Raw genomic sequence first — 25,174 nt, 5'->3', positions numbered from 1 at the left:
CGGCGGGCTCGCTACGGTGATCCCCATGCAGATCCAGCTCCGCCACGCGCCGTCGTTCACCGTCGCCCGCGCCTTCCTGGCGCCCGGCGAGAGCGTGCGGGTGGAGCGCGGCGCGATGATCGCGCACAGCGGCGGCGTGCAGCTCCACTCCAAGTCCGAGGGCGGGATCATGGCCGGCCTGCGCCGGTCGGTGCTGGGTGGGGAGTCCTTCTTCGTCAACACCTTCACCGCGCCGGCGGAGGGCGGCTGGGTGGACATGGCCGGGGTGCTGCCCGGCGACATCGCCTCGATCGACATCCAGCCGAACCGGCCGTTCTTCCTCTCCCGCGGCAACTGGATCGCCAATGCCGAGGGCGTCACCATCGACACGCAGTTCGGCGGCATGTCGAACCTGTTCGGCGGCGAGGGCGGGTTCGGGATCCGGGCCAACGGCCAGGGCCAGGCGCTGGTGTCCTGCTACGGCGCGATCGACGTCTTCGACCTGGCCCCGGGCCAGCCGGTCACCATCGACACCGGCCACGTCGTGGCCTACGACCTGGGGATGAACTTCAACATGCGGCGGGCCGTCGAGGGCCGGTCGATCCAGTCGATGAAATCGGGCGAGGGTTTCGTGTTCGACTTCGTCGGGCCGGGCCGGGTGCTGCTGCAGACCCGGAACCCGGAATCCTTCTCGGACTGGGCCCGTTCCCCCGCGCCGGGCAACAACCCGCGCTCCGGCCTCTTCGGCTGACATCCGGAGCCGCTGTCGGATCAGCCCCGCGCGAGGGCCAGCAGCCGGTTCGCGGTGTCCCAGTTGCGCATGGTCACCTGCACGCCGAGCAGCTTGTCCCAGTCCAGCGAGGCGAACAGCGACTCGTGCACGTTGACCGGGCACCAGAGGTAACCGCGGTCCCGGTCCAATTCGTACTCGTCGCCGGAGTCCTTGCCGCCCTTGGCCTGCCGCGCGGCCACCGCGTCGGCGAGCTTCTTCTTCGCTGCGGCCGAAGGGGTCTCGGACAGGAAGGCGAGCAGGTAGGTCTTCGGGTTGGTCGCCTTCGTCCCGAAAGGGTCGTCGCGCAGCGCCTTCTCGAGCCAGTCGGCGGTGCGGACGAGGATGGGGACGTCGATCCCGGAGCCCTCGTGCACGGCCTTCCGCAGGGCCGCGGCCACCTTGTCGGTGGAGTCGGGATGATCGAGCACGGCGTTGCCGCTCTGCAGGTAGGTGCCGACGCCCGTCCCCCCGATGGATTCCAGGGCGGCCCGCAGGTCCGCCATCGGCAGCCGGTTGTTCTTCCCGACGTTGATCCCGCGCAGCAGGGCGACATACCTGGTCACGGCGTCACAGTTGCACATCCCGCGGGCGCTGCACAGACCGGATCCGCGAGGGCCACAATGGAGGGGTGACCGAGACCAGCACGCCGCCCGCCGCATCGGCCCACACCGGCCCGTTGGGGCTGGACACCGCCCCGGGAACGGCCGGCCACCCCTCGAGCGGCAGCTTCCCGCACATCGCCGACTACGCGTTCCTGTCCGACTGCGAGACCAACTGCCTGATCGCCCCGTCCGGCGCGGTCGAGTGGTTCTGCCTGCCGCGGCCGGACTCGCCGAGCGTCTTCACCTCGCTGCTGGACCGGTCCGGCGGGTCGTTCCGGGTCGGGCCGTACGGGGTGAACGTGCCGGCCGCGCGCCGCTACCTGCCGGGCACCCTGGTGCTGGAGACCACCTGGCAGACGCCGACCGGCTGGCTGATCGTCCGGGACGCGCTGATCATGGGGCCTTGGCACAACGTCACCGAGCGGTCCAAGACACACCGGCGGGCGCCCAACGACTTCGACGCCGCGCACGTGCTGCTGCGGACCATCAAGTGCATCTACGGCACCGTCGACCTGAACATGACCTGCGAGCCGGTGTTCGACTACGGCCGCAAGGGCGCCACCTGGAAGTACGACAACGGCAGCTACAACGTGGTCAGCGCGACCGCGGACGGACAGCCGCCGCTCAAGCTGACCTCCTCGCTGCGCATCGGGGTAGAAGGGCGGGCCGCTACGGCCCGCACCCGGATGAAGCTCGGCGACTCGCACTTCGTCGCACTGTCCTTCTCCGAGCTCCCGGCCCCGCAGACCCAGGCCGAGGCCGAGGACCAGATGTGGCGCACCGGCGAGTACTGGCGGGAGTGGCTGACCAAGGGCAGCTTCCCCGACCACCCCTGGCGCACCTACCTGCAGTCCTCCGCGCTGGCACTGAAGGGGCTCAGCTACTCGCCGACCGGCGCCCTGCTCGCCGCGGCGACCACGTCGCTGCCGGAAACGCCTCAGGGCGAACGGAACTGGGACTACCGCTACTCCTGGATCCGCGACTCGACCTTCGCGCTGTGGGGCCTATACACCCTCGGCTTCGACCGCGAGGCGAACGACTTCTTCTTCTTCATCCACGACGTCTGCGTGGACAACCCGAACGACCTGCAGATCATGTACGGCATCGGCGGCGAGCGGGAACTGGTCGAGTCCACGCTCGACCACCTGACCGGCTACGACGGGGCCTCGCCGGTGCGGATCGGCAACGGCGCCTACAACCAGCGGCAGCACGATGTCTGGGGCGCCCTGCTCGACTCCATCTACCTGCACGCCCGGTCCCGTGACCAGCTGCCGGAGGAGCTGTGGCCGATCGTCAAGGCGCAGGTCGAGCAGGCCGCGGCGCACTGGCGGGCGCCCGACTGCGGGATGTGGGAGGTGCGCGGCGAGCCGCAGCACTTCGTCTCGTCGAAGATCATGTGCTGGGTGGCGATGGACCGCGGCGTCCGGCTGGCCCGGCTGCACGACTCGCAGTCGACGGCCGACAAGTGGCAAGCCATCGCCGACGAGATCCACGCCGACATCTGCGCGAACGGCGTCGACGAGCGCGGCGTGCTGGTCCAGCGGTACGGCAGCGACGCCCTCGACGCCTCGCTGCTGCTGGCGCCGCTGCTGCGCTTCCTGCCGCCGGACGACCCGCGGATCCGGGCCACCGTGCTGGCGATCGCCGACGAGCTGACGCACGACGGGATGGTGCTGCGCTACCGGGTCGACGAGACCGACGACGGGCTGTCCGGCGAGGAGGGCACGTTCACCATCTGCTCGTTCTGGCTGGTGTCGGCGCTGGTCGAGATCGGCGAGCTGGCCCGGGCGAAAGCCCTGTGCGAGCGCCTGCTCTCGCACGCGTCCTCGCTGGGCCTGTACGCCGAGGAGCTCGACCCGACCACCGGGCGGCACCTGGGGAACTTCCCGCAGGCGTTCACCCACCTCGCCCTGATCAACGCGGTGACCCACGTGATCAGGGCCGAGGAGTCCTCCCCCGCCTTCGGTTTCACCCCGGCGAACCGCCAGGCCTGACGCCGTGACCGCCGCCCCGGAGACCGTGACCGTCATGGGGCGGCGGATGGCGTACCGCTTCGCCGGCGACGGCCCGGCGGTGCTGCTGCTGCACGGCAACCCGACGTCGTCCTACCTGTGGCGTGCGGTCATTCCCGAGGTCGGCGCCGGGTTCCGTTGCGTCGCACCGGATCTGATCGGCATGGGCGGATCGGACAAGCTGCCGGAGACCGGGGACGAGCGGTACCGGTTCGTGCACCACCGGGAGTTCCTGGACGCCTTCGTCGACGCCGTTCTCGGCGATGCGCCCTTCGTGGTGGTGGGCCACGACTGGGGCGGGGTGCTGGCGATGGACCTGGCCCGGCGGCGTCCGGAACGGATCCGCGGGATCGGCTACCTGGAGACGATGGTGGCGCCGCACCGGTCCGGCACCCCGACGGCGCCGGACCCGGACTTCTTCGGCAGCCTGCGCTCGGAGCGCGGCGAGCAGCGGGTGTTGCAGGACAACGTGTTCGTCGAGCAGATCCTGGCGGTGGCCACGTCGGTGCCGCTGGACGACGAGGCGATGACCGAGTACCGACGGCCGTACCTCGAGCCCGGTGAGGGCCGGCGCCCGATGCTGACGTGGGCCCGGCAGATCCCGATCGACGGGTCCCCGGCCGACGTGGCGGAGATCGTGACGGCGAACGGCGAGTTCATGGCCGGGTCGTCGATCCCGAAGCTTTTCGTGAACGGTGATCCCGGGGTGCTGCTCGTGGACGCACCGCGGGAGTACTGCCGCAGCTGGCCGGACCAGACCGAGGTGACGGTGCCCGGCGGTCATTTCCTGCCCGAGGACGCCGGGCCGGAGATCGGCCGGGCGCTGCGGGACTGGCTGTCCACCCTCGGCTGATCCCGGGGCGCGGGGTCCGGCGGCTCGCTCAGCCCTGGCCGAGGGAGCGGCGGATCTCGGCGAGCTTCTCCGCGGCCAGCCGGGCCCTTTCGGCCTCCTGCTCCGCGCGGGCCTTCTCCACCTCGTCGGCCTTCGCCGCCGCCCGGGCCAGTTCCTCCGCACCCATCGCGGTGCCGAGCCGGCCCTCGACCTTGGACCGCACGTAGTCCAGCGTCGGCACGCCGGCATCGGTGTAGTCGAAGGCGGGCGGCGGGGGCAGGGTCAGGTCGGGCGTGCTCCCCGGGACGAACGGCGCGGGCACGATCGCCGCGGGCTCCACCAGCTCCGCATCCTGGACGTCCTCGGAACTGTCGTCGTCAGAGTTGTCCGAATGGTCCGGCGTCGGCGCCGGCGTCTCGTCGACCAGTTCGGCATCGGTGACGTCGTCCGGTGCGCCCGGTGTCTGCTCGGCCATGCCGGCCCTCCTCGGCGGTGCGTTCTCCTGGAGCGTGTTCCCCTGCTGTCCCACGGTAACGGCAACCGTCCTGAGCAGTCCCGATAGGGTGAGGCCCGTTCGGTGGCACGGCAGCCGGCGTGGTGAGTGGCCGGCGTGGTGAGCAGTACGTGGAAGGGGCAGGACGGGCATGCGAAGGCTCAGCAGGATCGCGGTCGCGGTGATCGCGGCCGTGTTGCTCGGTGGCGCGGCGATCGGTCCTGCGGCCGCGGATCCCCCGTTCCGGCTGGACGACAGGATCAGCGACACGAACGGCGCGCTGGGCGGGAACACCTCCGCGGCCCAGTCCGCCATCGACTCCCTGCAGAGCGAGGACAACGTCCAGCTCTGGGTGGTGTTCGTCGATTCGTTCGATGGGACGCCTGCTGCCGACTGGGCGGCGGAGACCTTCGCCGACTCCGACTTCGGTTCCCGCTACGCCCTGCTCGCCGTTGCCACCGAGGACCGCGCGTACCGGATCGAGGTCGGGGACTCCTTCCCGCTGACCACCGATGAGGTCGACACCATCGGCACCAACGACGTGGCGCCCCGCCTGTCCGGCAGCGACTGGTCGGGCGCAGTGGTGGCGGCCGCGGACGGTCTGCGGTCCGAGATCGGCGGTGGCGGGGCGTCGTCGTTCCTCTGGGTCCTCGTGGTGATCGCGGTCGTGGTCGTCGTCGTCGTGCTGCTCTGGCTCCGGGCCCGACGCAAGAAGTCGCAGCCAGCGGCTGCCGGTGGAGCTCCGGCAGGCGGCTCCGGTGACGGTCCGGGCGGCGCGCCGGCCGAGCCGCCGGTGCCGGTGGAGCCCTATGAGCAACTGTCCGAGCGGTCCGTCCAGATCCTCATCGCCACCGACAACGCGGTCCGCACCAGCGAGGCGCAGCTGCAACTGGCCGAGCAGACCTTCGGCGCCGCGGCCGTCGTGGACTTCCGCCGCGCCTTCGAGCAGGCACGGGACTCGTTGGCCGCGGCGTTCCGGCTGCGCCAGCAGATCGACGACGACGAACCGGAGGACGAGGCGACCCGGCGGGCCTGGATGACCGAGATCATCGACCGCTGCACCAAGGCGGACGAGGCGCTGGACGAGCAGAGCGAGCGGTTCGACGAGCTGCTGGACACCCGGAACCGGCTGCCCACGGTGCTGGCCGAACTGCCCGGCCGGATCGACGCGGTGGCCGCTCGCCTGCCGGACGTGACCGCCGCTCTCGGCCGGCTCAGCGGGACCTACGCGCCGACCGCGCTCTCCACGGTGTCGACCAACGTGACCGAGGCCGGAGCCCGGCTGGAACTCGCCCGTGACGAGTTGGCCGAGGCGACGGCGGCGAACACCGCCGCGGCCGGCGGGGACCCGCAGGCCGGCCCGAACGACGCGGCCGTGGCCGCCCGGGACGCGGAGGAAGCCCTCGCCCAGGCGACCACCTTGCTGGATGCCGTCGGCTCTCTGGAGGCCGAGCTGTCCGCGGCGGCATCCCAGCTGCAGAGCCGGCTGGCACCCGTGCAGGCGGAGCTGGCCTCGGCCCGATCGGCGCTGACGCACGGGTCGGCCGGCGCCGAGTCGCAGGCGCTGGTGCAGCGGTTGGACCAGGTCGAGCTCGCGGTGACCGCGGTCGCCGGCCTGGCCGGGCAGCGTGATCCGGTGCTGGCGACGCAGCGCATCCAGGAGGCGGACGAGGCGCTCGACGACATCCTGGCCGACACCCGGAGCGCACAGCAGAACGAGCAGCGGGCGGCGCAGTTGCTGCAGGAGACGCTGGCCACCGCGCGGCAGCGGATCGCCACCGCCTCCGACTACGTCACCACCCGGCGCGGCGCGGTCGGCAGCCAGGCCCGCACCCGGCTGGCCGAGGCGAACCGGCACCTGGCCGCGGCCGAGGGTCTGGCCGGTTCCGATCCGCGGCAGGCGCTCGCCGAGGCCAAGCAGGCCACGGCGCTGGCCGACGCGGCCATCCAACTCGCGCAGCAGGACGTCGGTGGTTTCGGCGGCGGCTTCGGCGGCGGTGGTTTCGGCGGCGGGGGCGGCGGCAGCAACATCGGCGGCGCGATCCTCGGCGGGATCATCGGCGGGATCCTGTCCAGCGGCGGCGGCCATCGCGGGCACAGCCGGGGGTTCGGCGGTTTCGGCGGCGGTGGCGGATTCGGCGGCGGATTCGGCGGAGGTGGGGGCGGCGGAGGCAGCCGGGGTGCGGGCGGACGGTTCTGACCCGGCCGGTTCTGGCCCGGCGGGGTTCCGATCCCGGCAGGGTTCTCACCGCGGCAGGGTTCTGACCGCGGCAGGGATCTGACGGTGCAGGTGACGAGCCGGCCGGTCACGCCTGATCGGCCCTGGGCTGGTGCGGCACGACGGTCGCCAGGCAGGTGCCCGGTCCTCCGACGGCACGGCACCCCGACCTGAACAGCACGAAGGCCGGGACCCGTGGGTCCCGGCCTTCGTAGTTCCCGGTCTGTGTCGTTCCCGGTCTGCGCTGTGTCGTTCCGGTCCGTGTCGTTCCGGTCTGCGCCGCGCGATGTCGCGCGGTGCGGTCAGACGGTGCGGAAGTCGGTGGAGCAGCTCCAGCCGATAGAGCCCTGACGCGCGGTCACGGTGATGTCGGCGGTGCGGCCGGCCTGGCCGGCGAGGAAGTAGACGACCGCGGTGCCGTTGGCGGTGCTGGTGACGCGGCGGGTGCCGTCACCGATCTCGACGACGTTCAGGCCGCTGCCGATGGTCTGCGAGATGCGCAGCGCGACGACGGACCCGGCGGCCGGGGTGGTGGTCGACAGCTCGGCGGAGCAGCCGAGGACGACCGACGGCTTGCCGAGGTTGTTGCCCTGCTCCGGAGCGGCCGAGGCCATCGAGGCCGGGCCGGCCAGGACGAGAGCGGCGGCGGCGATGGTTCCGCCGAGCAGGTGGCGCAGACGCATGGGATGTTCCTCGCGGTCGGTCAGCTTCTTGTGCCTCCAACGGTAGAACCACTCGACCTACCGGGGAACGGTTATCCACATGCATCAACCTCCTGTGACGAGGTGACCACACTTTGGAGTCGCGGGAGGCCGCTACGGCCCGTCCCGGAGGGCTTCCGGTGTCACCCGACCGGGAAAATCGTCATGCTCACGAGCGCGTGACGAACACCGCCGGTCTGCGTCGCACCGGATTGCCCGGCCCGATCGGGGTCTGCGGAGCAGAATCCGGGTGACCCACCACCGCACCCGATGAACCTCCCCGATCGGGTGCACCCACTCCCCCGGAACCACGAGCGCCCTGCCTCCAGTGAACTGGTCACCGTTGTCGCGGCCCTCTTGCCAGCGCCTGAAACGACGACGGTCCTGCAACCCGTGAGCTATAGCTCACGGGTTGCAGGACCTCCGGTGTGGAGCCGCGGGGGTAGCGCGGGTCAGCTGCCCTTGACGCCGGCGAGGAGGAGTTGGGCGACGTCCATGACCTCGACGTCGGTGCCCTGGGGTTCGTCGGCGTTCTGCCGGGCGGTGAGGCCGTCGGTGAGCATGACGCGGCAGAACGGGCAGCCGGTCACGATGGTCTCGGCGCCGGTGGACAGGGCCTCGTCGGTGCGTTCCAGGTTGATCCGCTTGCCGATCTTCTCCTCCATCCACATGCGGGCGCCGCCGGCGCCGCAGCACAGGGCGCGGGAGGAGTTGCGGGGCATCTCGGCCAGGGTGGCGCCGGTGGCTCCGATGAGCTCCCGCGGCGGGGAGTAGACCTTGTTGTGCCGGCCCAGGTAGCACGGGTCGTGGTAGGTGACCGTGCCCGGATCCTTCGCCGCCGACCCAGCCGCCGGAGCGGTGCTGTCGCCGGTGATGTGGTCGGGCAGCGCGGCACCGGTGGGCACCTTCTTGCGCACCAGGCGCTTCTCCCGGACCAGCTTGTTCAGCAGCTGGGTGTGGTGCACCACTTCGTAGGCGCCGCCCATGTCCGGGTACTCGTTGGACAGGGTGTTGAAGCAGTGCGGGCAGGTCACCACGATCTTCTTGCGGACCCGGTCGCCGAACGCGGTGTTGATCGTCTCCACGGTCTCCTGCGCCATCATCTGGAACAGGAACTCGTTGCCCGACCGGCGGGCCGGGTCACCGGTGCAGGTCTCGCCCTCGCCCAACACGGCGAACCCGACGGCCGCCATGTGCAGCAGCTCGGCCACCGCGCGGGTGGTGCGGCGGGCCCGGTCGTCGAATGCACCGGCGCAGCCCACCCAGAACAGGTACTCGTGGTCCGGGTCGATGACGTCCTCGACCACCGGGACCTCGAAGTCCAGGTCCTTGGCCCAGTCCATCCGGCCGGACTGGTTCTGCCCCCACGGGTTGCCCTTGTTCTCCAGGTTCTTGAACAACCCGGCCAGCTCGGACGGGAACTCGGACTCGATCATCACCTGGTAGCGGCGCATGTCCACGATGTGGTCCACGTGCTCGATGTCCACCGGGCACTGCTCCACACACGCACCACAGGTCGTGCAGTCCCACAGCACCTCGGGATCGATGACACCACCGAGGATCTCACCGTTCGGGCCCTCCGCGGCCTCCGCGCCGCCGATCAGCGGCCGGGCCGCCTCCAGCAGGGCCAGCGGGTTCTCGTGCGCCAGCCGGGCACGGGCCTCGTCCGTGAGTTTCTCGTCCCCGTCGGAGTTCAGCCCACCCCCGGCGGCCAGGTAAGGCGCCTTCGCGTGCGCGTGATCGCGCAGCGAGAGGATGACCAGCTTCGGCGACAACGGCTTCGCGGTGTTCCACGCCGGGCACTGCGACTGGCACCGCCCGCACTCGGTGCAGGTGGAGAAATCCAGCCAACCCTTCCACGAGAAGTCCTCGACCTTGCCGGCGCCGAACACGTCGACCTCCGGGTCGGCCTCCTCCAGGTTGAGCACCTCACCGTTCGACATCATCGGCCGCAGCGCACCCAACGCGGTGCGGCCGGAGTCCTCCCGCTTGAAGTAGATGTTGAAGAACGCCAGGAACCGGTGCCAGGCCACACCCATGGTCAGCGACCGGGAGATCACGATCGCCCACACCATCGACACGATGACCTTGAGCAGCGCGACGATGCTCACCGCGGCCAGCGACGCAGGCAGGATCGATCCCAGCCCGACCGAGATCGGCGCCGCCCACGTCGGGTACGGCAGCAGACCGTTCGCCGCCTTGAACCCGCGGATGAAGAAGATGCACAGACCGATCACGAAGATGACCGACTCGACGAAATAGGCCTGCCGGATGTTCGACCCCTCGAACCGAGACCGGCGGCCGCCCATCCGGCCCGGCAGGTTCAGCTGCCGGATCGCGATCAGCGTGCCGATACCCAGCACCGTGGTCAGTCCGATGAACTCCACGAACAGCCCGTACCAGGCCTGATGCCCCAGCCACGGGATCTCGAACGCCGGGTCGAAGGTCTCCCCGACCGCCTCCACCAGGGTGAGCACCAGGGCGCCGAAGCCGACCATCACGAACCAGTGGGCCGCGCCGACGATGCCCCACTTCAGCATCCGGGTATGACCCAGGAACTCCTTGACCAGCGTGCCCAACCGCTTGCCGATCGGACCGGCCCGGTGCGGATCCGGCTGACCCAGCCGCATCGTCTTGTAGATCTGCCAGCCGGCACGCCCCAACAACCCGAAACCGACCACGATGAAAACGGCGGCGACCGGCCCGGTCACCCACTGCACGACACTCACGACGGACGTTCCTTCCCGATGGCACAGCGCCGGGTCATCGAGCCACCCGGGGACCGCGCGGCGGTGCGATCCGGGAGCTGTTACTCACCGTTCACCTTGACACGGCGGGCGCGCATCCACCTATCCCGAGGGTGCCGGGGGCCATGTGAGCACGCACACGTCGCACCTGTTCCCTGCTTAGGGTGTGGGTATGGGGATGACGATCGAGCAGTGGTCCATCGACGCGAACGATCCGGTGGTCGTGGCGCGGTGGTGGGCCGAGGTGATGCGCTGGCAGTTCGTCGAACCGTCCGCGGAGGACCTGGCCGACCCGCTCGGCCCGGAGGAGGTCTGGATCCACACGCCGGGTGACGACACCGAGGGCTGGCTGTTCGTGCGGGTGCCGGAGGCGAAGTCGATCAAGAACCGGATCCACGTCGACCTGCGCCCGGACGACCAGGACGCCGAGGTGGAGCGGGCGATCGGGATGGGTGCGACCCGGGTCGATGTCGGTCAGGGCGACGTCAGCTGGGTGGTGCTGGCCGATCCCTTCGGCAACGAGTTCTGCATCCTGTCCTCGCGCAAGGCCTGATCCGACGTTCGGCCGGCCTCCGGAGAGCGCAGTGGTTCAGCGGCTGGTGTCGTCCCGGCGGAAGTTGAGGTAGGAGCGGGAGGGGGTCGGGCCGCGCTGTCCCTGGTAGCGGGAGCCGTACTCGACCGAGCCGTACGGGTGGGTGGACGCGGAGGTCAGGCGGAACAGGCAGAGCTGGCCGACCTTCATCCCCGGCCAGAGGGTGATCGGCAGGTTCGCCGCGTTCGACAGCTCGAGAGTGATGTGTCCGGTGAACCCGGGATCGATGAAACCCGCGGTCGAGTGCGTGAGCAGGCCGAGGCGACCGAGCGAGGACTTGCCCTCCAGCCGTCCGGCCAGGGTGTCCGGCAGCGTCACCTGCTCGAACGTCGAGCCGAGCACGAACTCGCCCGGGTGCAGCACGAACGCATCGCCCTGCGCGACCTCGACCAGCTCGGTCAGCTCGTCCTGCTGCAGGGCCGGGTCGATGTGCGTGTACTTCGAGTTGTTGAAGACCCGGAACCAGCGGTCCAGGCGCACGTCGATGCTGGCCGGCTGCACCAGCGTCGGGTCGTAGGGATCCAGCACGAGCGCACCGGATTCGATCTCGGCCCGCAGGTCCCCGTCGGAGAGCAGCATCCCGGGAGCCTATCTGCCCGGCTGGACCTGACCTTCCAGGCCCGTATACTGGCCGTCGCTGCTCCGGCAGCGTGCGGGTGTAGTTCAGTGGCAGAACTTCAGCTTCCCAAGCTGATAGCGCGAGTTCGATTCTCGTCACCCGCTCCACGGTCGGCAGGAACAGGCGTTGCGGGGTCGACGCCCAGGGGTGGGGATCTCGTGAAGTCGGTTCGAACGGCGTTGGCCGGAATCGTTCTGCTCGCGGCCGCCGCGTGCACCACCACACCGATTGCCGGTACTCCCGGCAGTGCATCGGTGCAGGGTGGCGCGAACACCGTCACAGACGCCCTGGCGCCCGGCCCTGCGACGTCGGGCCCGGACACGAGCTCCCGGCCGGACGTGTCATCGGCTCCTCTCCCCGATCCCGCAGCCGCCGCGTTGCTGGACCGGATCCTGGCGAGCATGGACGAGCTCAGCTCCTTCTCCGCGGTCCAAACGGTCGACATCGAGGGGAACCCGGCCCGCTTCGGACAGACGTTCCGGGCAGAGCTGACAGATGGCGGGATCACAGCGGCGGAGCTGGTCATCGATCGGTACCAGGACCCGCGCCGGATCATCGCGACCGAGGCCTCGGCGGTCATTTCGGTCGACGAACTGGAAGGCCCGTTCCACGAGATCCCTTCGGACACCACCGATCCCGTGTACCGGGCCGTTCTGATCTGCATCGGCGCATCGTGGGAATCAGTGGGCTTCTCGCCGGCTGTCCTCCTCCTCGCCCGGGACATCCAGCCGGGCGACAAGGAGGCCATCAACGCCATCCCCGTCGTCGGCTACTCGATGACCCTCGACCTCACCGCAGTGCCCGACTCCGCACTCGCCGCTCGCAACCCGGAACTGGCCAAAGGATTCTCACAACTGCTCGATCAGGGCGTCACCGAGATTCCTGCCGAACTGTGGATCGACGATCAGTTCCACGTCGTGCGCTACGCGCACACCGTCGACAACGACGGGGTCGCGATTGCCATGGAGTGGACGCTCGACGACTTCGACGTCCCGTTCGACATCCGACTGCCGGACCCCTCGCAGATCCGGCCGGGCTGACGTCAGTCCCGGCCGGACTTCTCCGCGAGCTCGGCGAGGAAGCCGGGGAGCCGTCCGGCGCCGTAGTCGTAGAACCGCGCCCAGGTCGGGGTGATCGCGATCCGGGCCATCCGGTCGTACATCCCGCGCACGTTGGTCTCGAACTCGGCTGCCGCATCGGCATCCATCGACTTCCGCGCTGCCGCAAGGTACTCCGGGACGATGCCGTCGACGATCTCGACCGCCGCGGTGCCGCGCACCGACAGTGCGCGGGCGGCACCGGGTGAGTCACCGGAGTCGATGGCGAGCGCGACCTCGGGATGCCGCCGCAGCACCGCGACTTTCGGGGCGGTGTCGGCGGTGGAGACGACGAACTCGGTGCCGGTCCAGAAGTAGCCGACCGGCACGACCCGCGGACTGCCGTCGCCGACGGTATAGGCCAGATGCGCGGCCGAGGTGGCGTCGAGGAGCTCGGCGGCCGCGGTCAGCTCGTCCTTCAACTCCGTGCTCTTCATGGGTCTCCGGTGCCCGCAGGCCTGAGCCGCGACACCTCTGCTGACCTTGCCGTTCCCGGGATGCACGGCAGGATGGTGCGGGTGACGACTGCGACGACATTGCTGCACTTCGCCGGCCGGGCGGGCGATCACAACGACCGAGCGATGCAGGGCTCGCCGGTGCTCGCCCGCGAACTGGCCGATCGCCTGGGTGTCCCGCTGGCGGCCGTCGGCGTCCCGCGACCCGCGCTCGGCACCGGGTGGGAGGTGGAACTCGCCTCCGCTGCCACCGATCTCGCTGCGATGCAGGCGCAGCTCGACGAGGTGATGACCGCCGGGTCGCGGCCGGTGATCGCCCTCAGCAGGTGCGCCGTCGCGCTGGCCACGCTGCCGGTGGTGGCCCGGCACCGGCCGGACGCGGTGGTCATCTGGTTCGACGCGCACGCGGACATCAACACCCCGGAGACCTCGACCACCGGGTACCTGGGCGGCCTGGCGCTGAGCGGTCCGCTCGGCTGGTGGGTCTCCGGCTTCGGCGCCGGACTCGCACCCGGCAACAGCATCCTGGCCGGCACCCGGGACATCGATCCGCCGGAGCAGGCCCGTATCGACACCGGCGCGCCGTTGCTCGTAGCGCCCGGTCCGGCGTTCACCGAGCGACTGCTCGCGGCCTGCGCCGGATGTCCCGTGTACGTCCACATCGACTGCGACGTCCTGGATCCCGGCATCGTCCCGACCGACTATGGCGTGCCCGGCGGGTTGACTCTCGACGACCTGCACGACGCACTCACCGCTCTCGCGACGCTCGAGGTCGTCGGCGTCGAGGTCGGCGAGTTCGAGGCGGCCCCCGGGGACGACGCTGCCACTGCCGCAGCAGCCCGCCGGATCGCAAACGCGGTCTCGCCGCTGCTGACCTGACCCGGCAAGTCCGCGCCAAGGGCGCGACAAGGGGGCCGGGCGACGCTGGTGGCATGGACATCACCACGAACCCGCGCCGCATCCTGGTCACCGGCGCCACCGGCACGATGGGCGGCGCCGTGCTGCAGGCGCTGCTCGACAGCAACACCCCCGGTCTGCAGATCCGGGTGCTCACCCGGCGACCGTTCGCCGCACCGGTGGGGGTCGAGGCAGTGGTCGGCGACCTGACCGATCGCGAGGCCGTGCGGCGGGCGCTGACCGGGGTCGACGCCGCGTTCTACGTCTCCCCGCACGAGGACGCCGAGGTGGAGATGGCGCAGCTGTTCGTCGACGAGACCCGTCGGCAGGGTGTCCGCATCGTGTTCGCCGGTGTGCACGTGTCCACCAGGACTCTCGGCGGGAAGCTGATGATGCAGTTCTTCAAGGTCATCATGAAGCCGTACCGGCCCAAGCTCGCCATCGGAACGATGATCGAGAAGAGCTGCCCGGACGCCGTTCTCATCTCCCCGTCCAACTTCATGGACAACGACCTGACCTTCGTCGAGGACATCGCGGCCGGTACCTTCCCGACCCCGCTCAAGCGGGTCAACCGGATCGCCGCGTCCGACATCGGCGCGGTCGCGGCCCGCGCACTGCTCGATCCGGCGGCCATGACGGGCACGGTGAACATCTGTGGTCCCGAGTCGCTGACCGGCGAGCAGTCCGCGGCGATCTGGTCGGAGGCACTCGGACATCCGGTGACCTACACCGGTAACGACCCGCAGGCCTGGGCCCAGGCCGCAGACCGCCGGCTGGCCGGCGGCAAGAAGGGGCAGGACTGGCGGAACTCCTACCGGCTGCTGTCCAAGGTCTCGGCCGGCACCAGCGCGAAGGAACTGCAGCGCACCACCGCACTGCTCGGCCGCGCCCCGGTCGACTTCCGGACCTGGACGGCGCAGCAGGTGCACCGGCGGACGATCGCCCGCTGACTGCAGGTAGCGTCCGCAGGCGTGGAGCCCTGGCCCGTCGGCAGCACCGTCCAACTGCGGTTCGTCCGTGCCGACCGCAGTTGGCGCAGCATGATCCCGCTCCGGGTGGTCGCCGACGACGGCTCGTCGCTGCTCGGCTGGAACCCGCCCGGCACACCGATGATCACCGGCGCCGCGGCGGACGGGCGCGGCCTGCGGGAGGTGCCGCTCGCCCAGCGGTTCGCCGTCCCACGCCGCCGTACCCGCGACATCTGGCGCGGCACCAGCACTCTCCGACTGATCGAGGAGGGCGTGCCCAGCTCGGTGTGGTGGTTCTGGGATGCCGACAGCGAATTCCTCGGCTGGTACGTCAATCTCGAAGAACCGCACGGGCGGACCGCCACCACGGTCGACCGGGCCGACGGCATCCTGGACGTCCTGGTGCTGCCGGACCGGACCGCGCAGTGGAAGGACGAGGACGAGGCGGCGGCCGCGGTGGCCGTCGGCCGGCTCGACGGGCCACAGCTGGCGGCCCTGCGGCTCGAGGGCCGGCGCCGGATCGAACAGGCACAGCGCAACGAGTTCCCCTTCGACGGCAGCCATCTCGACTTCCGGCCGGATCCGGACTGGCCACTGCCGCAGCTCCCGACGGACGTCGAACTCGGCGGGGAACTACCCGCCTGAGCCGGTCGGTGCCGAGAACGCCCAGCCGCTCCATCCCGTGATCCGGGTACCGACCACCACACCGTCCGGCACCACCTCGCGGTACTGCCGGTACTTCACGGACAGCGCGTCGATCGATGCAGTCCGCAGCGCACCGTCCGGCAGCACCTCGGACCGGCCATCGACGCGCACCCACCAGAGCCGGGACCAGTCGTCGTCGTAGACGTCCACCAGGAAGCTGGAGGCCGGCTGCGCCCGGATGTTGTCCAGCCGGCGCAGGTGGGTCGTGGACTTGGGCTTGTGGTCGATCGCGTAGACGATCAGATCCGGTCGCGGCAGGGCGAACGTCACCGGGACCTGGTGCGGTGTCCCATCGGGTCGGACCGTCGCGAGCCGGGCGACCTGGGCGTCGGCGAACCGTTCCCGGCAGATCTCGATCGGCAGCGTCGGCATCGTCACAGCCTGCCGCACCGGGTCATTTCGCGTCGGCGTAGCACTCCACGACGACCGGCCGGACCGGGGTGGACACCGGCGACCCGGGGAAGACCAACCGCTTCGCCTCGTCGGCCGCGCCGACCACCAGCTCGGCCACCACGTCCGCCGACCCGGCCGGGACGTGCACCAGCAGCTCGTCGTGCTGGAAGAACACCAGCTCCGCACCGGGTACCGCGGCGATCTCCCGGCGCACGCCGGACAGCCATACCGCGGCCCAATCGGCGGCCGAGCCCTGCACCACGAAGTTCCGGGTGAACCGCCCCCAGGCCCGCGCCACCTCACGGGCCCGGGCCTGCTCACCCCGCCCGGCGTCCGGCAGCGACCCGGCCAGCACGGTCGCCCGCCAGGAGGCGCTCGGCGGCGGGCTGGTGCGCCCCAGCACCGAACGGACCACCCCGCCCTGCTCGCCGCGGTGGGCGGCCTGCTCCACCGTGGCCATCGCGACCGGGTACCGCCTGCGCAGCACCGGCAGCAGCCGGCCCGACTCGCCGGTGGTCGCCCCGTACATCGCGCCGAGCATCGCAACCTTGGCGTGCGCGCGGTCGCCGCCGAACCCGTCGTCGGCCAGCGCCGTGTAGAGATCCTCGTCGGCGGACACCGCGAGGAGCGCGGGGTCGCCGGAGATCGCTGCCAGCACACGGGGTTCCAGCTGTGCAGCATCGGCGGCGACGAACACGTGACCAGGTTCGGCCAGTACCGCCCGCCGGGCCAACTTCGGGATCTGCAGGCCGCCACCGCCACGGGCCGCCCAACGGCCGGTGACCACGCCGCCCGGCAGGTACTCGGCGTGGAAGCGATCCCCGCGCACCCACTCGTCGAGCCAGTTCCAGCCGTTGGCGGTGAAGAGCCGGGAGAGCTCCTTGTACTCGAGCACCTCCGGCACCGCGGGGTGGTCGAGATCCTTGATCACCCATGACCGGGTGGTCGAGATGTCGAAACCCGCCCGCTGGAAGGCCGATCGCAGGTCCACCGCCGAGTCCGGGTTCACCGGGTAGCCGAACGCCTCCGTGATGCCGGCGGCCAACTGCGCGAGCTTCGGCGGCCGCACCCCGGCCGGCGGCCGGGCACCCAGCAGGTCCGTCAGCTGCCGGTCGTGCACCGATGCCCGTAACGGCAGTCCGGCCGCGCCCATCTCCGCCGCCGCCAGCGCCGACGCCGACTCGGCGGCGATCAGCAGTCGCAGTGCATTCTCCCCGGCCGAGCGTTCTGCCTGACTCCGGAACGCCTCGGCCAGCACGTCGAGCGGATCCCAGTCGGCTTCCGGACGCGACGGCGCGGACGGCTCGGCCATGAACAGGCCCGGTTCGACCGCCGGTGCCACCTCTGCGACCGGATCGTCGGGCACCGGCAATCCGTGCCGACGCGCGTACACCGCCGCGGCAGCGGAGGGTTCGGCGTGCCGCGACTCCCGGCCCAGCAGGATCCGCTCGGTCAGGGTGACGTCGTGCACCCGGTCCACCCGGATCCCGGCGGCCAACAGTGGCGGGTAGACCGACGTCGTCGCGTCCCACAGCCAGCGGACACCCGGGGCGGTCGACGCGGCGAACTCCTGCAGCGCCGCCCGGTCGGGAAGAACGGTCACCGGCCCCGTCGGCGTGCCGGCATCGTCCAGGGCCCGCGCCACCCAGCCGGCACCGGAGGGAGCGAGCGCGCACAACACCGGCCCATCCTCGCCGATGCCACCGACAGCTCCGGTCTGATCCCGGCGAGGGTCACGGTCGCGTATCACCCGACCAGGGACGTTGCCGAAGTTACCGACGAGTAATAACCTGGGTCTACCGGTGGGTAACTTGCCGCCGGCCGGGCCGCCGTCCCCGTCCGAAGGAGCACACGTCATGGGTCACTACCGTTCGAACCTGCGCGATCTCGAGTTCAACCTGTTCGAGGTCTTCGGCGCCGGAGCCCGGATGGGCACCGCTCCCTTCGAGGAGATGGACCCGGACACCGCGCGCGGCGTGCTGTCCGAGTTGGAGAAGGTGGCCTCCGGGCCGATCGCGGAGAGCTTCGCCGACGCCGACCGCCACCCGCCCGTCTTCGACCCGCAGACCCACTCGGTCACCGTGCCCGAGTCGTTCAAGAAGTCCTTCGCCGCGGTGATGGACGGCGACTGGTGGCGTCTCGAGCTGCCGGTCGCGCTCGGTGGTTACGGCGCCCCGCCGTCGCTGCGCTGGGCCGCCGCGGAGCTGATCCTCGGCGCCAACCCGGCGGTCTTCATGTACGCCGCCGGCCCGAACTTCGCCCAGGTGCTGCACGCGCTGGGCACCCCGGAGCAGCAGCGCTGGGCACAGATCATGATCGAGAAGCTCTGGGGCTCCACCATGGTGCTCACCGAGCCGGACGCCGGGTCCGACGTCGGCGCCGGCCGCACCAAGGCCGTGCTGCAGGAGGACGGCAGCTGGCGCCTGGAAGGTGTCAAGCGGTTCATCACCTCCGGCGACCAGGACATGACCGAGAACATCGTGCACCTGGTGCTCGCCCGCCCCGAGGGCCCCGGGGTCGAGAGCCGTTCCGGCACCAAGGGTCTGAGCCTGTTCGTGGTGCCGAAGTTCCACTTCGACGGCGAGACCGGCGAGCTCGGCGAGCGCAACGGCGTGTTCGTCACCGGCGTGGAACACAAGATGGGCCTGAAGGTCTCGTCCACCTGCGAGCTGTCGTTCGGACTGCACGGCACCCCGGCCGTCGGCCACCTGGTCGGCGAGGTGCACGACGGCATCGCGCAGATGTTCCACATCATCGAGTACGCCCGGATGATGGTGGGCACCAAGGCCATCGCCACCCTGTCCACCGGCTACCTGCACGCCCTCGAGTACGCGAAGGAGCGGGTGCAGGGCGCCGACCTGACCCGGTCCACGGACAAGAGCGCGCCGCGGGTGACGATCATCCACCACCCGGACGTACGGCGGATCCTCATGCGGCAGAAGGCCTATGCCGAGGGACTGCGCGCCACCTACCTGTACACGGGCAGCTGGCAGGACCGCATCGCGTCCGGGGATCCCGGCGAGGGCATCGATCTCGCGCTGACGAAGAAGGTCAACGACCTGCTGCTGCCGATCGTCAAGGGTGTCGGCTCGGAGCGCGCCTACGAGAACCTCGCGCTGTCGCTGCAGACCTTCGGCGGGTCCGGCTACACCCAGGACTACCCGATCGAGCAGTACATCCGGGACGCCAAGATCGACACCCTGTACGAGGGCACCACGGCGATCCAGGCCCAGGACTTCTTCTTCCGCAAGATCGTCAAGGACGGTGGGCAGGCGCTCGGCGTCGTCGCCGCCGAGATCGCCGGTTTCCTGAAGACCCAGGTCACCGATGGCAGCCGGCTCAAGGAGGAACTGGCCGCACTGCAGACCGCGCTGACCGACCTGCAGGGCATGGTCACCACCCTCGGTGGCTACGCGATGGCCGCCATGCAGGACCCGGCCTCGCTGTACAAGATCGGCGAGCACGCGGTCACCCTGCTGATGAGCGCCGGTGACGTACTGATCGGCTATCTGCTGCTGCGCCAGGCGACCGTCGCCCAGGCCGCCCTCGACGGCGGCGTGAGCGAGAAGGACATCCCCTTCTACACCGGCAAACTGGCTGTCGCACACTGGTTCTCGCGCAACATGCTGCCGGAGCTGAGCACCCGCCGCGCCACGATCGAGGCGGCCGACGGCTCGCTGATGGAGATCCCGGAAGGCGCGTTCTGAGCGGACGCCCGACGAGGGATCCCGCGGTTGCCCTGGCGCGACTGGACGCCAGGGTGACCGGCTGCCGGCGCTGCCCGCGGCTGGTCGCCTGGCGGGAGCAGGTGGCCGGCGAACGCCGCGCCGCCTATCGGGACCAGACCTACTGGGGTCGTGCGGTTCCCGGCTTCGGCCCCGCCGATGCCCGGGTGCTGGTGGTCGGGCTGGCCCCGGCCGCGCACGGCGCCAACCGGACCGGCCGGATGTTCACCGGTGACCGCAGCGGCGACGTGCTGTTCGCGGCGCTGCACCGCGCCGGGTTCGCCTCGCAGGCGGCCTCCGTGTCCGCCGACGACGGCATGCAGTTGGACGACCTGCGCATCACCGCGCCGGTGCACTGCGCACCACCGGACAACAGGCCGTTGCCGTCGGAGCGCGACCACTGCCGCCCGTACCTGGTCGAGGAGCTCCGGGTCCTCGGCCCGCGACTGCAGGTGATCGTCACCCTCGGCGCCTTCGGTTGGACCACCACGGCGACCACCCTGCAGTCGCTCGGTTGGCAGGTGCCCCGCCCACGCCCGGTCTTCGGCCACGGCGCCGTCACCGAGCTGCGCTCCCCGACCGGCAGCCCGGTGCACCTGGTCGGCAGCTACCACGTCAGCCAGCAGAACACCTTCACCGGACGGCTCACCCCGGCCATGCTCGACGAGGTGTTCACGCAGGTCCGCGCGCTGCTCCGGTAGCGTTCCGGCACTGTCGCGGCGGTCCTCGCAGTTCTAGGATCGGGCGATGGACCGCAGGGTTGCGGGATGGTGGCTGGTCGGCCTGACCGTGGTCGGCATGCTGGTCAGCGCCCTCTACCTCGGTCCGGGGCGGGGCGGCGACGCGGTCCGCGGGCCGGTGCCGCCGCCACCACCACCCGGTGCCTGCGTGCAGCAGCATCCCGGCCGGGTCGTCCTCGTCGCCTGCTCGGAGCCGCACTCGGCGGACGTCGTGCTGGCCTGGTCCGCTGCCACCGGCACCACCCCGGAGGGCGACCCCTACTCCGTCTGCCAGGCGGCCGCCGCCGAGTTCGTCGGGGTGCAGCGACAGATCAGCGAGGCCGTCGACCGGGGCACCAGTGGATGGACTCCCCCGCCGCTGTCCTGGACGAGCACGCTGGTGTCCGGCCCGGCGGGCGAGATGATCCCGGGCTGGTCCTGGACCGCCTGCCTGGTGCGGCCGCTGATCGGCCACCGGCCGATCGGCGAGTACCAGGGATCGATGCTGTCGCTGGGCCGCACCGAGCGGCGGCCCGCTGTGCTGCGCTGGTGCTACCGCTTCTCCGGCGCACCGTCCGGTGTCACCGGGTGCACGGAACCCCATGCGGGAGAGTTCCTCTCGGCCAGGATGGTGCGGGTGGCCGGCGACCGGCCGGCGCCGGTCGCGCCCTCTGCCGAGGCGTTGACCTCCTGTGCCGGGCGGGCGGCCGCCGTCGCGGGCAGCGGCGACCCGACCTACGCCGGGAGTCTCCGGGTGGCCGTCGGCTACCAGCTCCAGGGCGCCGGCAACAGCACCGGGGGCGACGCCGGATACCTCGTCTACCTGGAAACCTGCTCGCTGGAGGCCGCCGGCGGGCGGCTGCTCATCGACTCGGTCATCGACTGGGGCACCGCGCCGCCGCCACTGCGGTGACGCCGCCGATGGCTCAGCGGTGAACCGCCTGCGGCTCAGGGGGTGTCGCGCCTCGGCACCAGCGGGGCGGCCAGCAGCGCGGCCAGACCGACGATCGCGAAGGTCCACGGGTACCCGATCCCGGTGATCAGGGCGCCGGCCACCGGCACGATCGCGGCGCCGGCCAGGAACTGGGCGGTGTTCTGCACACCGAGCGCGCGGCCGGCCCAGAAGGGCCCGCCGATCTCGGCAACCGAGGTGAACGCGAGGCCGTTGGGTGCGGCGCTGACCACCGAGGCGATCACCAGCACCACCACCGCGACCGGCGTCCCGATGACGTCGGTGACCGCGAGCAGCAGCATCGAGGCCGAGACGCCGAGCGCCACCCACCGCAGCGGCCGCATCCGGCTGCGCACCCGGTCCGACCACGCCCCGACCACCAGCCGGCCGATCGCCCCGAGCACCTGGGTCACGGTGACGAGCACCCCCGCCGCGGCGGTCGACCAGCCCCGCTCCGTGGTGAGCCAGACCAGCGCGAAGGACCAGGCGACGAACTGCGGCATGACCAGCAGCACCGAGACGCCGTGGATCCGCCACAGCATGCTGCTGCCCCGATAGGGGTTCGCCGTCAGGTGCGGCTCGGCGTCCTTGCGCGGCGGTCGCGGAGGATCCCGGACCAGCAGGGCGCAGGCCAGCCCGATCACCCCGGCGATGATCGCCGAGACGGTGAGAGCAGCCGGCGCACCGTGCTTCTCGCCGATGATCGGCAGCGTGAGCGCAGCGACCGCGACACCGAACGGCTGGGCACCCTGCCGGATGCCCATCACCAGACCGCGACGCTCCGGCGGGAACCAACCGACGACCACCCGGCCGCTGGCGGCATTCGCACTGGCCGCGAACATGCCGGCGACCAGCATCGCGGCACCGAACCACCACTCGTCGTCGGCGGTGGCCGCCCAGACCACCGCACCGGCAGCGCCGAGCACGCCGACCCCGAGCACCACCCGCTCGCCGATCGCGTCGGCCAGCGCGCCCCAGAGGATCAGCGTGGCCATGACACCGAAGGTGGGCAGCGCCACCAGCAGCCCGGCGCCGGCGAGGTCGAGTCCCCAGCGCTGCTGCAGGGTGGGGATGAGGAACGGCGCGCCGTTGACCACGAGTCCGCACACGGCCTGGGCACCGAAGCCGAGCCCGAGCATCGACCACCGCCGCGCCGTGCCGATGTCGTCGCGTTGCCAGACCACGATCCCGTCGCCCACCGTTCCACACTCCGTCCCAATATATGGGAAACGATTCTCACTTCCTGGATACGGTACACCTAGCAGTGCTCACGACCACCGATCACAATCGAACACCCAGACCTGATTGAACGTGTTGACTTCTGATCGATCACCCGGTGGAATGGACTCGTGCCGGTGACCCCTACTCCCTCCTCTCCCGCGCCGGTCCCGACCGTCCGCCCGGCCGTGCATCGCACCAGCGGCCGGCTCGCCGACGGCCGGGAGATCCTCTGGTTCGACGAGCGACCCGGCCGGGACCGCGGTGTGCGCGACCTGCGCGACCTGCCGGCGGTCGAGCACCTCTCGCAGATCCGCTACGACGCGGTGCTCGACGAGTGGGTCGGCATCGCCGGTCACCGGCAGACCCGCACTTACCACCCGCCGGCGCAGACCTGCCCGCTCTGCCCGTCGACACCCGTCTTCAGCAGTGAGATCCCCTCCGCAGACTATGATGTCGTGGTCTTCGAGAACCGCTTCCCGTCCTTCGCCGGGACGCCGGACGGTCCGGCAGCACCGGACACCTCCCGTTTCGTCGCCGCCGCCGGCGCGGGGCGTTGCGAGGTCGTCTGCTTCACCTCCGACCACGACGGCACGTTCTCCCGGCTGCCGCCGGAGCGGGTGCGCACGGTGATCGAGGCCTGGGCGGATCGCACCGCCGCGTTGTCCGCCCTGCCCGGCGTCGAGCAGGTCTTCTGCTTCGAGAACCGCGGCGCCGAGATCGGGGTCACGCTCGCCCACCCGCACGGACAGATCTACGGCTATCCCTTCGTGACCCCGCGGACCGCGACCATGCTCCGGACCGCCCGGGCACACCGCGAGCGCACCGGCCGGAACCTGTTCGCCGATGTCCTGGAGCGCGAGATCGCCGACGGCAGCAGGATCGTCGCGGCGACCGCACACTGGCTCGCCTTCGTGCCGTTCGCCGCGCGTTGGCCGTTGGAGGTGCACCTCTACCCGCGCCGGCACCGGGCGGATCTGAGCGAGCTGGACGAGGACGAGCGGGCGGAGCTGGCCGAGCTGTACCCACAGCTGCTGCGCCGGATGGAACGGGTCTTCGACGACACCCTGCCGGCCATCGCCGGCTGGCACCAGGCACCGGTGCACCAGGGCCGGGACGAACTGCGGCTGCACCTCGAGCTGTTCACCATCCGACGCGCCGTCGGCCGGCTGAAGTACCTGGCCGGGTCCGAGTCCGCGATGGGCGCGTTCGTCAACGACATCCCGCCGGAGACCGCCGCGGAGCTGCTGCGCGCCGCGGACCCGTCGTGAGCACCGGCGATGCGGCCGCGACGACGCTGTTCGCCGACACCTTCGGCGGTGCACCGCAGGTCGTCCGGTCGGCGCCGGGCCGGGTCAACCTGATCGGCGAGCACACCGACTACAACGGCGGGCCGGTGCTCCCGTTCGCCATCGACGACCGGACCCATGTGGCCGCGCGCATCTGCAGCACCCCCGGGCTGTCGGTGGTGTCGTCCAGGGCGCCCGGCGAGGTGGTGACGGTGGATGCCGCAGACCTGCAGCCCGGCCTGGTGTCCGGGTGGGCGGCGTATGTCGCCGGTGCGGTCTGGGCGCTGGCCGGCACCGGGGCGGCAGTACCGGGACTCGAGGTGGCGGTGCACTCGACGGTGCCGATCGGCGCCGGGCTGTCGTCCTCGGCGGCACTGGAGTGCGCGACCCTCGCCGCGTCGGCCATGGTCGCCGGGGTAGAGCTGGACGCCGATACCCTGGCCCGCCTCGCGCAGCGCGCGGAGAACGACTTCGTCGGCATGCCGTGCGGTCTCATGGACCAGATGGCCGTGACCGCCTGCCGCGAAGGGTCGGTGCTGTACTTCGAGACCGGACCGGGCACCATCCGACACCTGCCGTTCGACCCGGCCGCGGAAGGTCTCGAGGTGCTGGTGATCGACACCCGGGCGCACCACGCCCTGGCCGACGGGGAGTACGCCGAGCGTCGCCGGTCGTGCGAGAAGGCCGCAGCACTGCTGGGTGTCGGCCTGCTGAACGAGGTGAGCGACCCGGCCGGCGCGCTCGACCGCCTCGACGACGACGTGCTCCGCCGGCGGGCCCGGCACGTGTTCACCGAATCCGCACGCACCCGGGAGGTGGTGCGGATGCTCGCCGCCGGCCCGGTGGCGCCGATCGGCCCGCTGCTCACCGCCTCGCACGTCTCGCTCCGCGACGACTTCGAGGTGTCCTGCCGGGAACTGGATCTCGCGGTCGACACCGCTCTCGGCTCCGGCGCACTCGGCGCCCGGATGACCGGCGGCGGGTTCGGCGGGTCGGCGATCGCGCTCATCCCGACCGACCGGGCGTCGGTCCTGGTCGACCGGGTCCGGTCCGCCTTCGCCGACGCGGGGCTGGCTGCGCCCGCGATCCGGGCGGTGCAGCCCTCGGCGGGACTGCTCTGACACCGCACCGCGCCGACGCCGCGTGACGCCGGCCCCGCGCCGACCACGAGCGGAACACCTCACCGAGC

The 25,174-nt window shown here is 71.2% G+C and carries 23 protein-coding genes and 1 tRNA gene; 15 read left to right on the top strand and 9 right to left on the bottom strand.

What is annotated here, in order from left to right:
• Window positions 1-25: 25 nt before the first annotated feature.
• Window positions 26-730, top strand: a complete 705-nt coding sequence (locus tag GIS00_RS18430; protein ID WP_154769918.1) for a TIGR00266 family protein — start codon at window positions 26-28, stop codon at window positions 728-730.
• 20 nt (window positions 731-750) lie between these two features.
• Here the strand turns inward: GIS00_RS18430 and GIS00_RS18425 are convergent, their stop codons facing one another.
• The gene (locus tag GIS00_RS18425) at window positions 751-1,314 is read right to left on the bottom strand and encodes a DUF1697 domain-containing protein (RefSeq protein WP_196073353.1); all 564 of its coding nucleotides are present in this window, start codon (window positions 1,312-1,314) and stop codon (window positions 751-753) included.
• A 65-nt stretch (window positions 1,315-1,379) separates the two neighbouring features.
• Here GIS00_RS18425 and GIS00_RS18420 point away from each other — a divergent pair, with 65 nt between their 5' ends.
• Both GIS00_RS18420 and GIS00_RS18415 read left to right on the top strand, forming a co-directional pair.
• The gene (locus GIS00_RS18420; RefSeq protein ID WP_322098113.1) at window positions 1,380-3,347 is read left to right on the top strand and encodes a glycoside hydrolase family 15 protein; all 1,968 of its coding nucleotides are present in this window, start codon (window positions 1,380-1,382) and stop codon (window positions 3,345-3,347) included.
• 4 nt (window positions 3,348-3,351) lie between these two features.
• Window positions 3,352-4,218 (top strand): haloalkane dehalogenase, encoded by an 867-nt coding sequence (locus tag GIS00_RS18415; RefSeq protein ID WP_322098112.1) that lies wholly within the window; start codon window positions 3,352-3,354, stop codon window positions 4,216-4,218.
• Window positions 4,219-4,246: 28 nt separating this feature from the next.
• On the opposite strand, the gene GIS00_RS18410 is transcribed toward GIS00_RS18415, so the two are convergent.
• Entirely contained in the window at window positions 4,247-4,672 is a 426-nt protein-coding gene (locus GIS00_RS18410; protein ID WP_154769916.1) for a hypothetical protein, read from the bottom strand.
• 169 nt (window positions 4,673-4,841) lie between these two features.
• Between GIS00_RS18410 and GIS00_RS18405 the strand changes: the two genes are divergently transcribed.
• Complete coding sequence (locus tag GIS00_RS18405; RefSeq protein ID WP_154769915.1) at window positions 4,842-6,890, top strand: TPM domain-containing protein; 2,049 nt, start codon at window positions 4,842-4,844, stop codon at window positions 6,888-6,890.
• 320 nt (window positions 6,891-7,210) lie between these two features.
• On the opposite strand, the gene GIS00_RS18400 is transcribed toward GIS00_RS18405, so the two are convergent.
• Window positions 7,211-7,591 carry a hypothetical protein gene (locus tag GIS00_RS18400; protein WP_154769914.1) on the bottom strand — a complete coding sequence of 127 codons (381 nt, stop codon included), beginning with the start codon at window positions 7,589-7,591 and terminating at the stop codon, window positions 7,211-7,213.
• A 470-nt stretch (window positions 7,592-8,061) separates the two neighbouring features.
• Entirely contained in the window at window positions 8,062-10,338 is a 2,277-nt protein-coding gene (locus GIS00_RS18395) for a (Fe-S)-binding protein (RefSeq protein WP_322098111.1), read from the bottom strand.
• A 190-nt stretch (window positions 10,339-10,528) separates the two neighbouring features.
• Here GIS00_RS18395 and GIS00_RS18390 point away from each other — a divergent pair, with 190 nt between their 5' ends.
• The gene (locus tag GIS00_RS18390; protein WP_154769913.1) at window positions 10,529-10,909 is read left to right on the top strand and encodes a VOC family protein; all 381 of its coding nucleotides are present in this window, start codon (window positions 10,529-10,531) and stop codon (window positions 10,907-10,909) included.
• A gap of 36 nt (window positions 10,910-10,945) precedes the next feature.
• Here the strand turns inward: GIS00_RS18390 and dcd are convergent, their stop codons facing one another.
• Complete coding sequence (gene dcd / locus GIS00_RS18385; protein ID WP_154769912.1) at window positions 10,946-11,527, bottom strand: dCTP deaminase; 582 nt, start codon at window positions 11,525-11,527, stop codon at window positions 10,946-10,948.
• A 73-nt stretch (window positions 11,528-11,600) separates the two neighbouring features.
• On the opposite strand from dcd, the gene GIS00_RS18380 reads away from it, so the two are divergent.
• Window positions 11,601-11,674, top strand: a tRNA-Gly gene (locus GIS00_RS18380).
• Between the two features lie 294 nt (window positions 11,675-11,968).
• Window positions 11,969-12,607: a hypothetical protein gene (locus GIS00_RS18375; protein WP_196073352.1), complete on the top strand. Its 639-nt coding sequence runs from the start codon at window positions 11,969-11,971 to the stop codon at window positions 12,605-12,607.
• Between the two features lie 2 nt (window positions 12,608-12,609).
• Here the strand turns inward: GIS00_RS18375 and GIS00_RS18370 are convergent, their stop codons facing one another.
• Window positions 12,610-13,101 carry a pyridoxamine 5'-phosphate oxidase family protein gene (locus GIS00_RS18370; RefSeq protein WP_154769910.1) on the bottom strand — a complete coding sequence of 164 codons (492 nt, stop codon included), beginning with the start codon at window positions 13,099-13,101 and terminating at the stop codon, window positions 12,610-12,612.
• Window positions 13,102-13,182: 81 nt separating this feature from the next.
• Here GIS00_RS18370 and GIS00_RS18365 point away from each other — a divergent pair, with 81 nt between their 5' ends.
• The 3 genes from GIS00_RS18365 to GIS00_RS18355 are packed head-to-tail and all read left to right on the top strand — an operon-like array spanning window position 13,183 to window position 15,629.
• Window positions 13,183-13,998, top strand: a complete 816-nt coding sequence (locus tag GIS00_RS18365) for an arginase family protein (protein WP_322098110.1) — start codon at window positions 13,183-13,185, stop codon at window positions 13,996-13,998.
• Window positions 13,999-14,051: 53 nt separating this feature from the next.
• Window positions 14,052-14,966: an NmrA family NAD(P)-binding protein gene (locus GIS00_RS18360; protein WP_154769909.1), complete on the top strand. Its 915-nt coding sequence runs from the start codon at window positions 14,052-14,054 to the stop codon at window positions 14,964-14,966.
• A 21-nt stretch (window positions 14,967-14,987) separates the two neighbouring features.
• The gene (locus GIS00_RS18355) at window positions 14,988-15,629 is read left to right on the top strand and encodes a DUF402 domain-containing protein (RefSeq protein WP_322098109.1); all 642 of its coding nucleotides are present in this window, start codon (window positions 14,988-14,990) and stop codon (window positions 15,627-15,629) included.
• Here GIS00_RS18355 and GIS00_RS18350 read toward each other — a convergent pair.
• Both GIS00_RS18350 and GIS00_RS18345 read right to left on the bottom strand, forming a co-directional pair.
• Entirely contained in the window at window positions 15,618-16,061 is a 444-nt protein-coding gene (locus GIS00_RS18350; RefSeq protein WP_154769908.1) for a TIGR03668 family PPOX class F420-dependent oxidoreductase, read from the bottom strand. The two genes, GIS00_RS18355 and GIS00_RS18350, sit on opposite strands and share 12 nt — an antisense overlap.
• Before the next feature lie 22 nt (window positions 16,062-16,083).
• Entirely contained in the window at window positions 16,084-17,763 is a 1,680-nt protein-coding gene (locus GIS00_RS18345; protein ID WP_322098108.1) for a bifunctional 3'-5' exonuclease/DNA polymerase, read from the bottom strand.
• Between the two features lie 175 nt (window positions 17,764-17,938).
• Between GIS00_RS18345 and GIS00_RS18340 the strand changes: the two genes are divergently transcribed.
• From GIS00_RS18340 to GIS00_RS18330, 3 genes are read left to right on the top strand one after another with little or no spacing between them, the layout of a single operon-like run.
• Window positions 17,939-19,789: an acyl-CoA dehydrogenase gene (locus GIS00_RS18340; RefSeq protein WP_154769906.1), complete on the top strand. Its 1,851-nt coding sequence runs from the start codon at window positions 17,939-17,941 to the stop codon at window positions 19,787-19,789.
• A gap of 53 nt (window positions 19,790-19,842) precedes the next feature.
• Window positions 19,843-20,508 carry a uracil-DNA glycosylase gene (locus tag GIS00_RS18335; protein ID WP_322098107.1) on the top strand — a complete coding sequence of 222 codons (666 nt, stop codon included), beginning with the start codon at window positions 19,843-19,845 and terminating at the stop codon, window positions 20,506-20,508.
• 46 nt (window positions 20,509-20,554) lie between these two features.
• Window positions 20,555-21,439 (top strand): hypothetical protein, encoded by an 885-nt coding sequence (locus GIS00_RS18330; RefSeq protein WP_154769904.1) that lies wholly within the window; start codon window positions 20,555-20,557, stop codon window positions 21,437-21,439.
• Between the two features lie 35 nt (window positions 21,440-21,474).
• Here GIS00_RS18330 and GIS00_RS18325 read toward each other — a convergent pair whose 3' ends face one another.
• Entirely contained in the window at window positions 21,475-22,617 is a 1,143-nt protein-coding gene (locus tag GIS00_RS18325; RefSeq protein ID WP_154770204.1) for an MFS transporter, read from the bottom strand.
• 267 nt (window positions 22,618-22,884) lie between these two features.
• On the opposite strand from GIS00_RS18325, the gene galT reads away from it, so the two are divergent.
• Both galT and galK read left to right on the top strand, forming a co-directional pair.
• On the top strand, window positions 22,885-23,967 hold the full coding sequence (gene galT, locus GIS00_RS18320) for a galactose-1-phosphate uridylyltransferase (RefSeq protein ID WP_407666890.1): 1,083 nt from the start codon (window positions 22,885-22,887) through the stop codon (window positions 23,965-23,967).
• Entirely contained in the window at window positions 23,964-25,106 is a 1,143-nt protein-coding gene (gene galK, locus GIS00_RS18315) for a galactokinase (RefSeq protein WP_322098104.1), read from the top strand. Before galT ends, galK begins: the two co-directional genes overlap by 4 nt.
• Window positions 25,107-25,174 lie beyond the last annotated feature (68 nt).

It is taken from the genome of Nakamurella alba (assembly GCF_009707545.1).
In the GTDB taxonomy this organism is placed as follows: domain Bacteria; phylum Actinomycetota; class Actinomycetes; order Mycobacteriales; family Nakamurellaceae; genus Nakamurella; species Nakamurella alba.
Note: the sequence above shows the minus strand (reverse complement) of the source record. Positions and strands in the feature narration are given on the sequence as shown.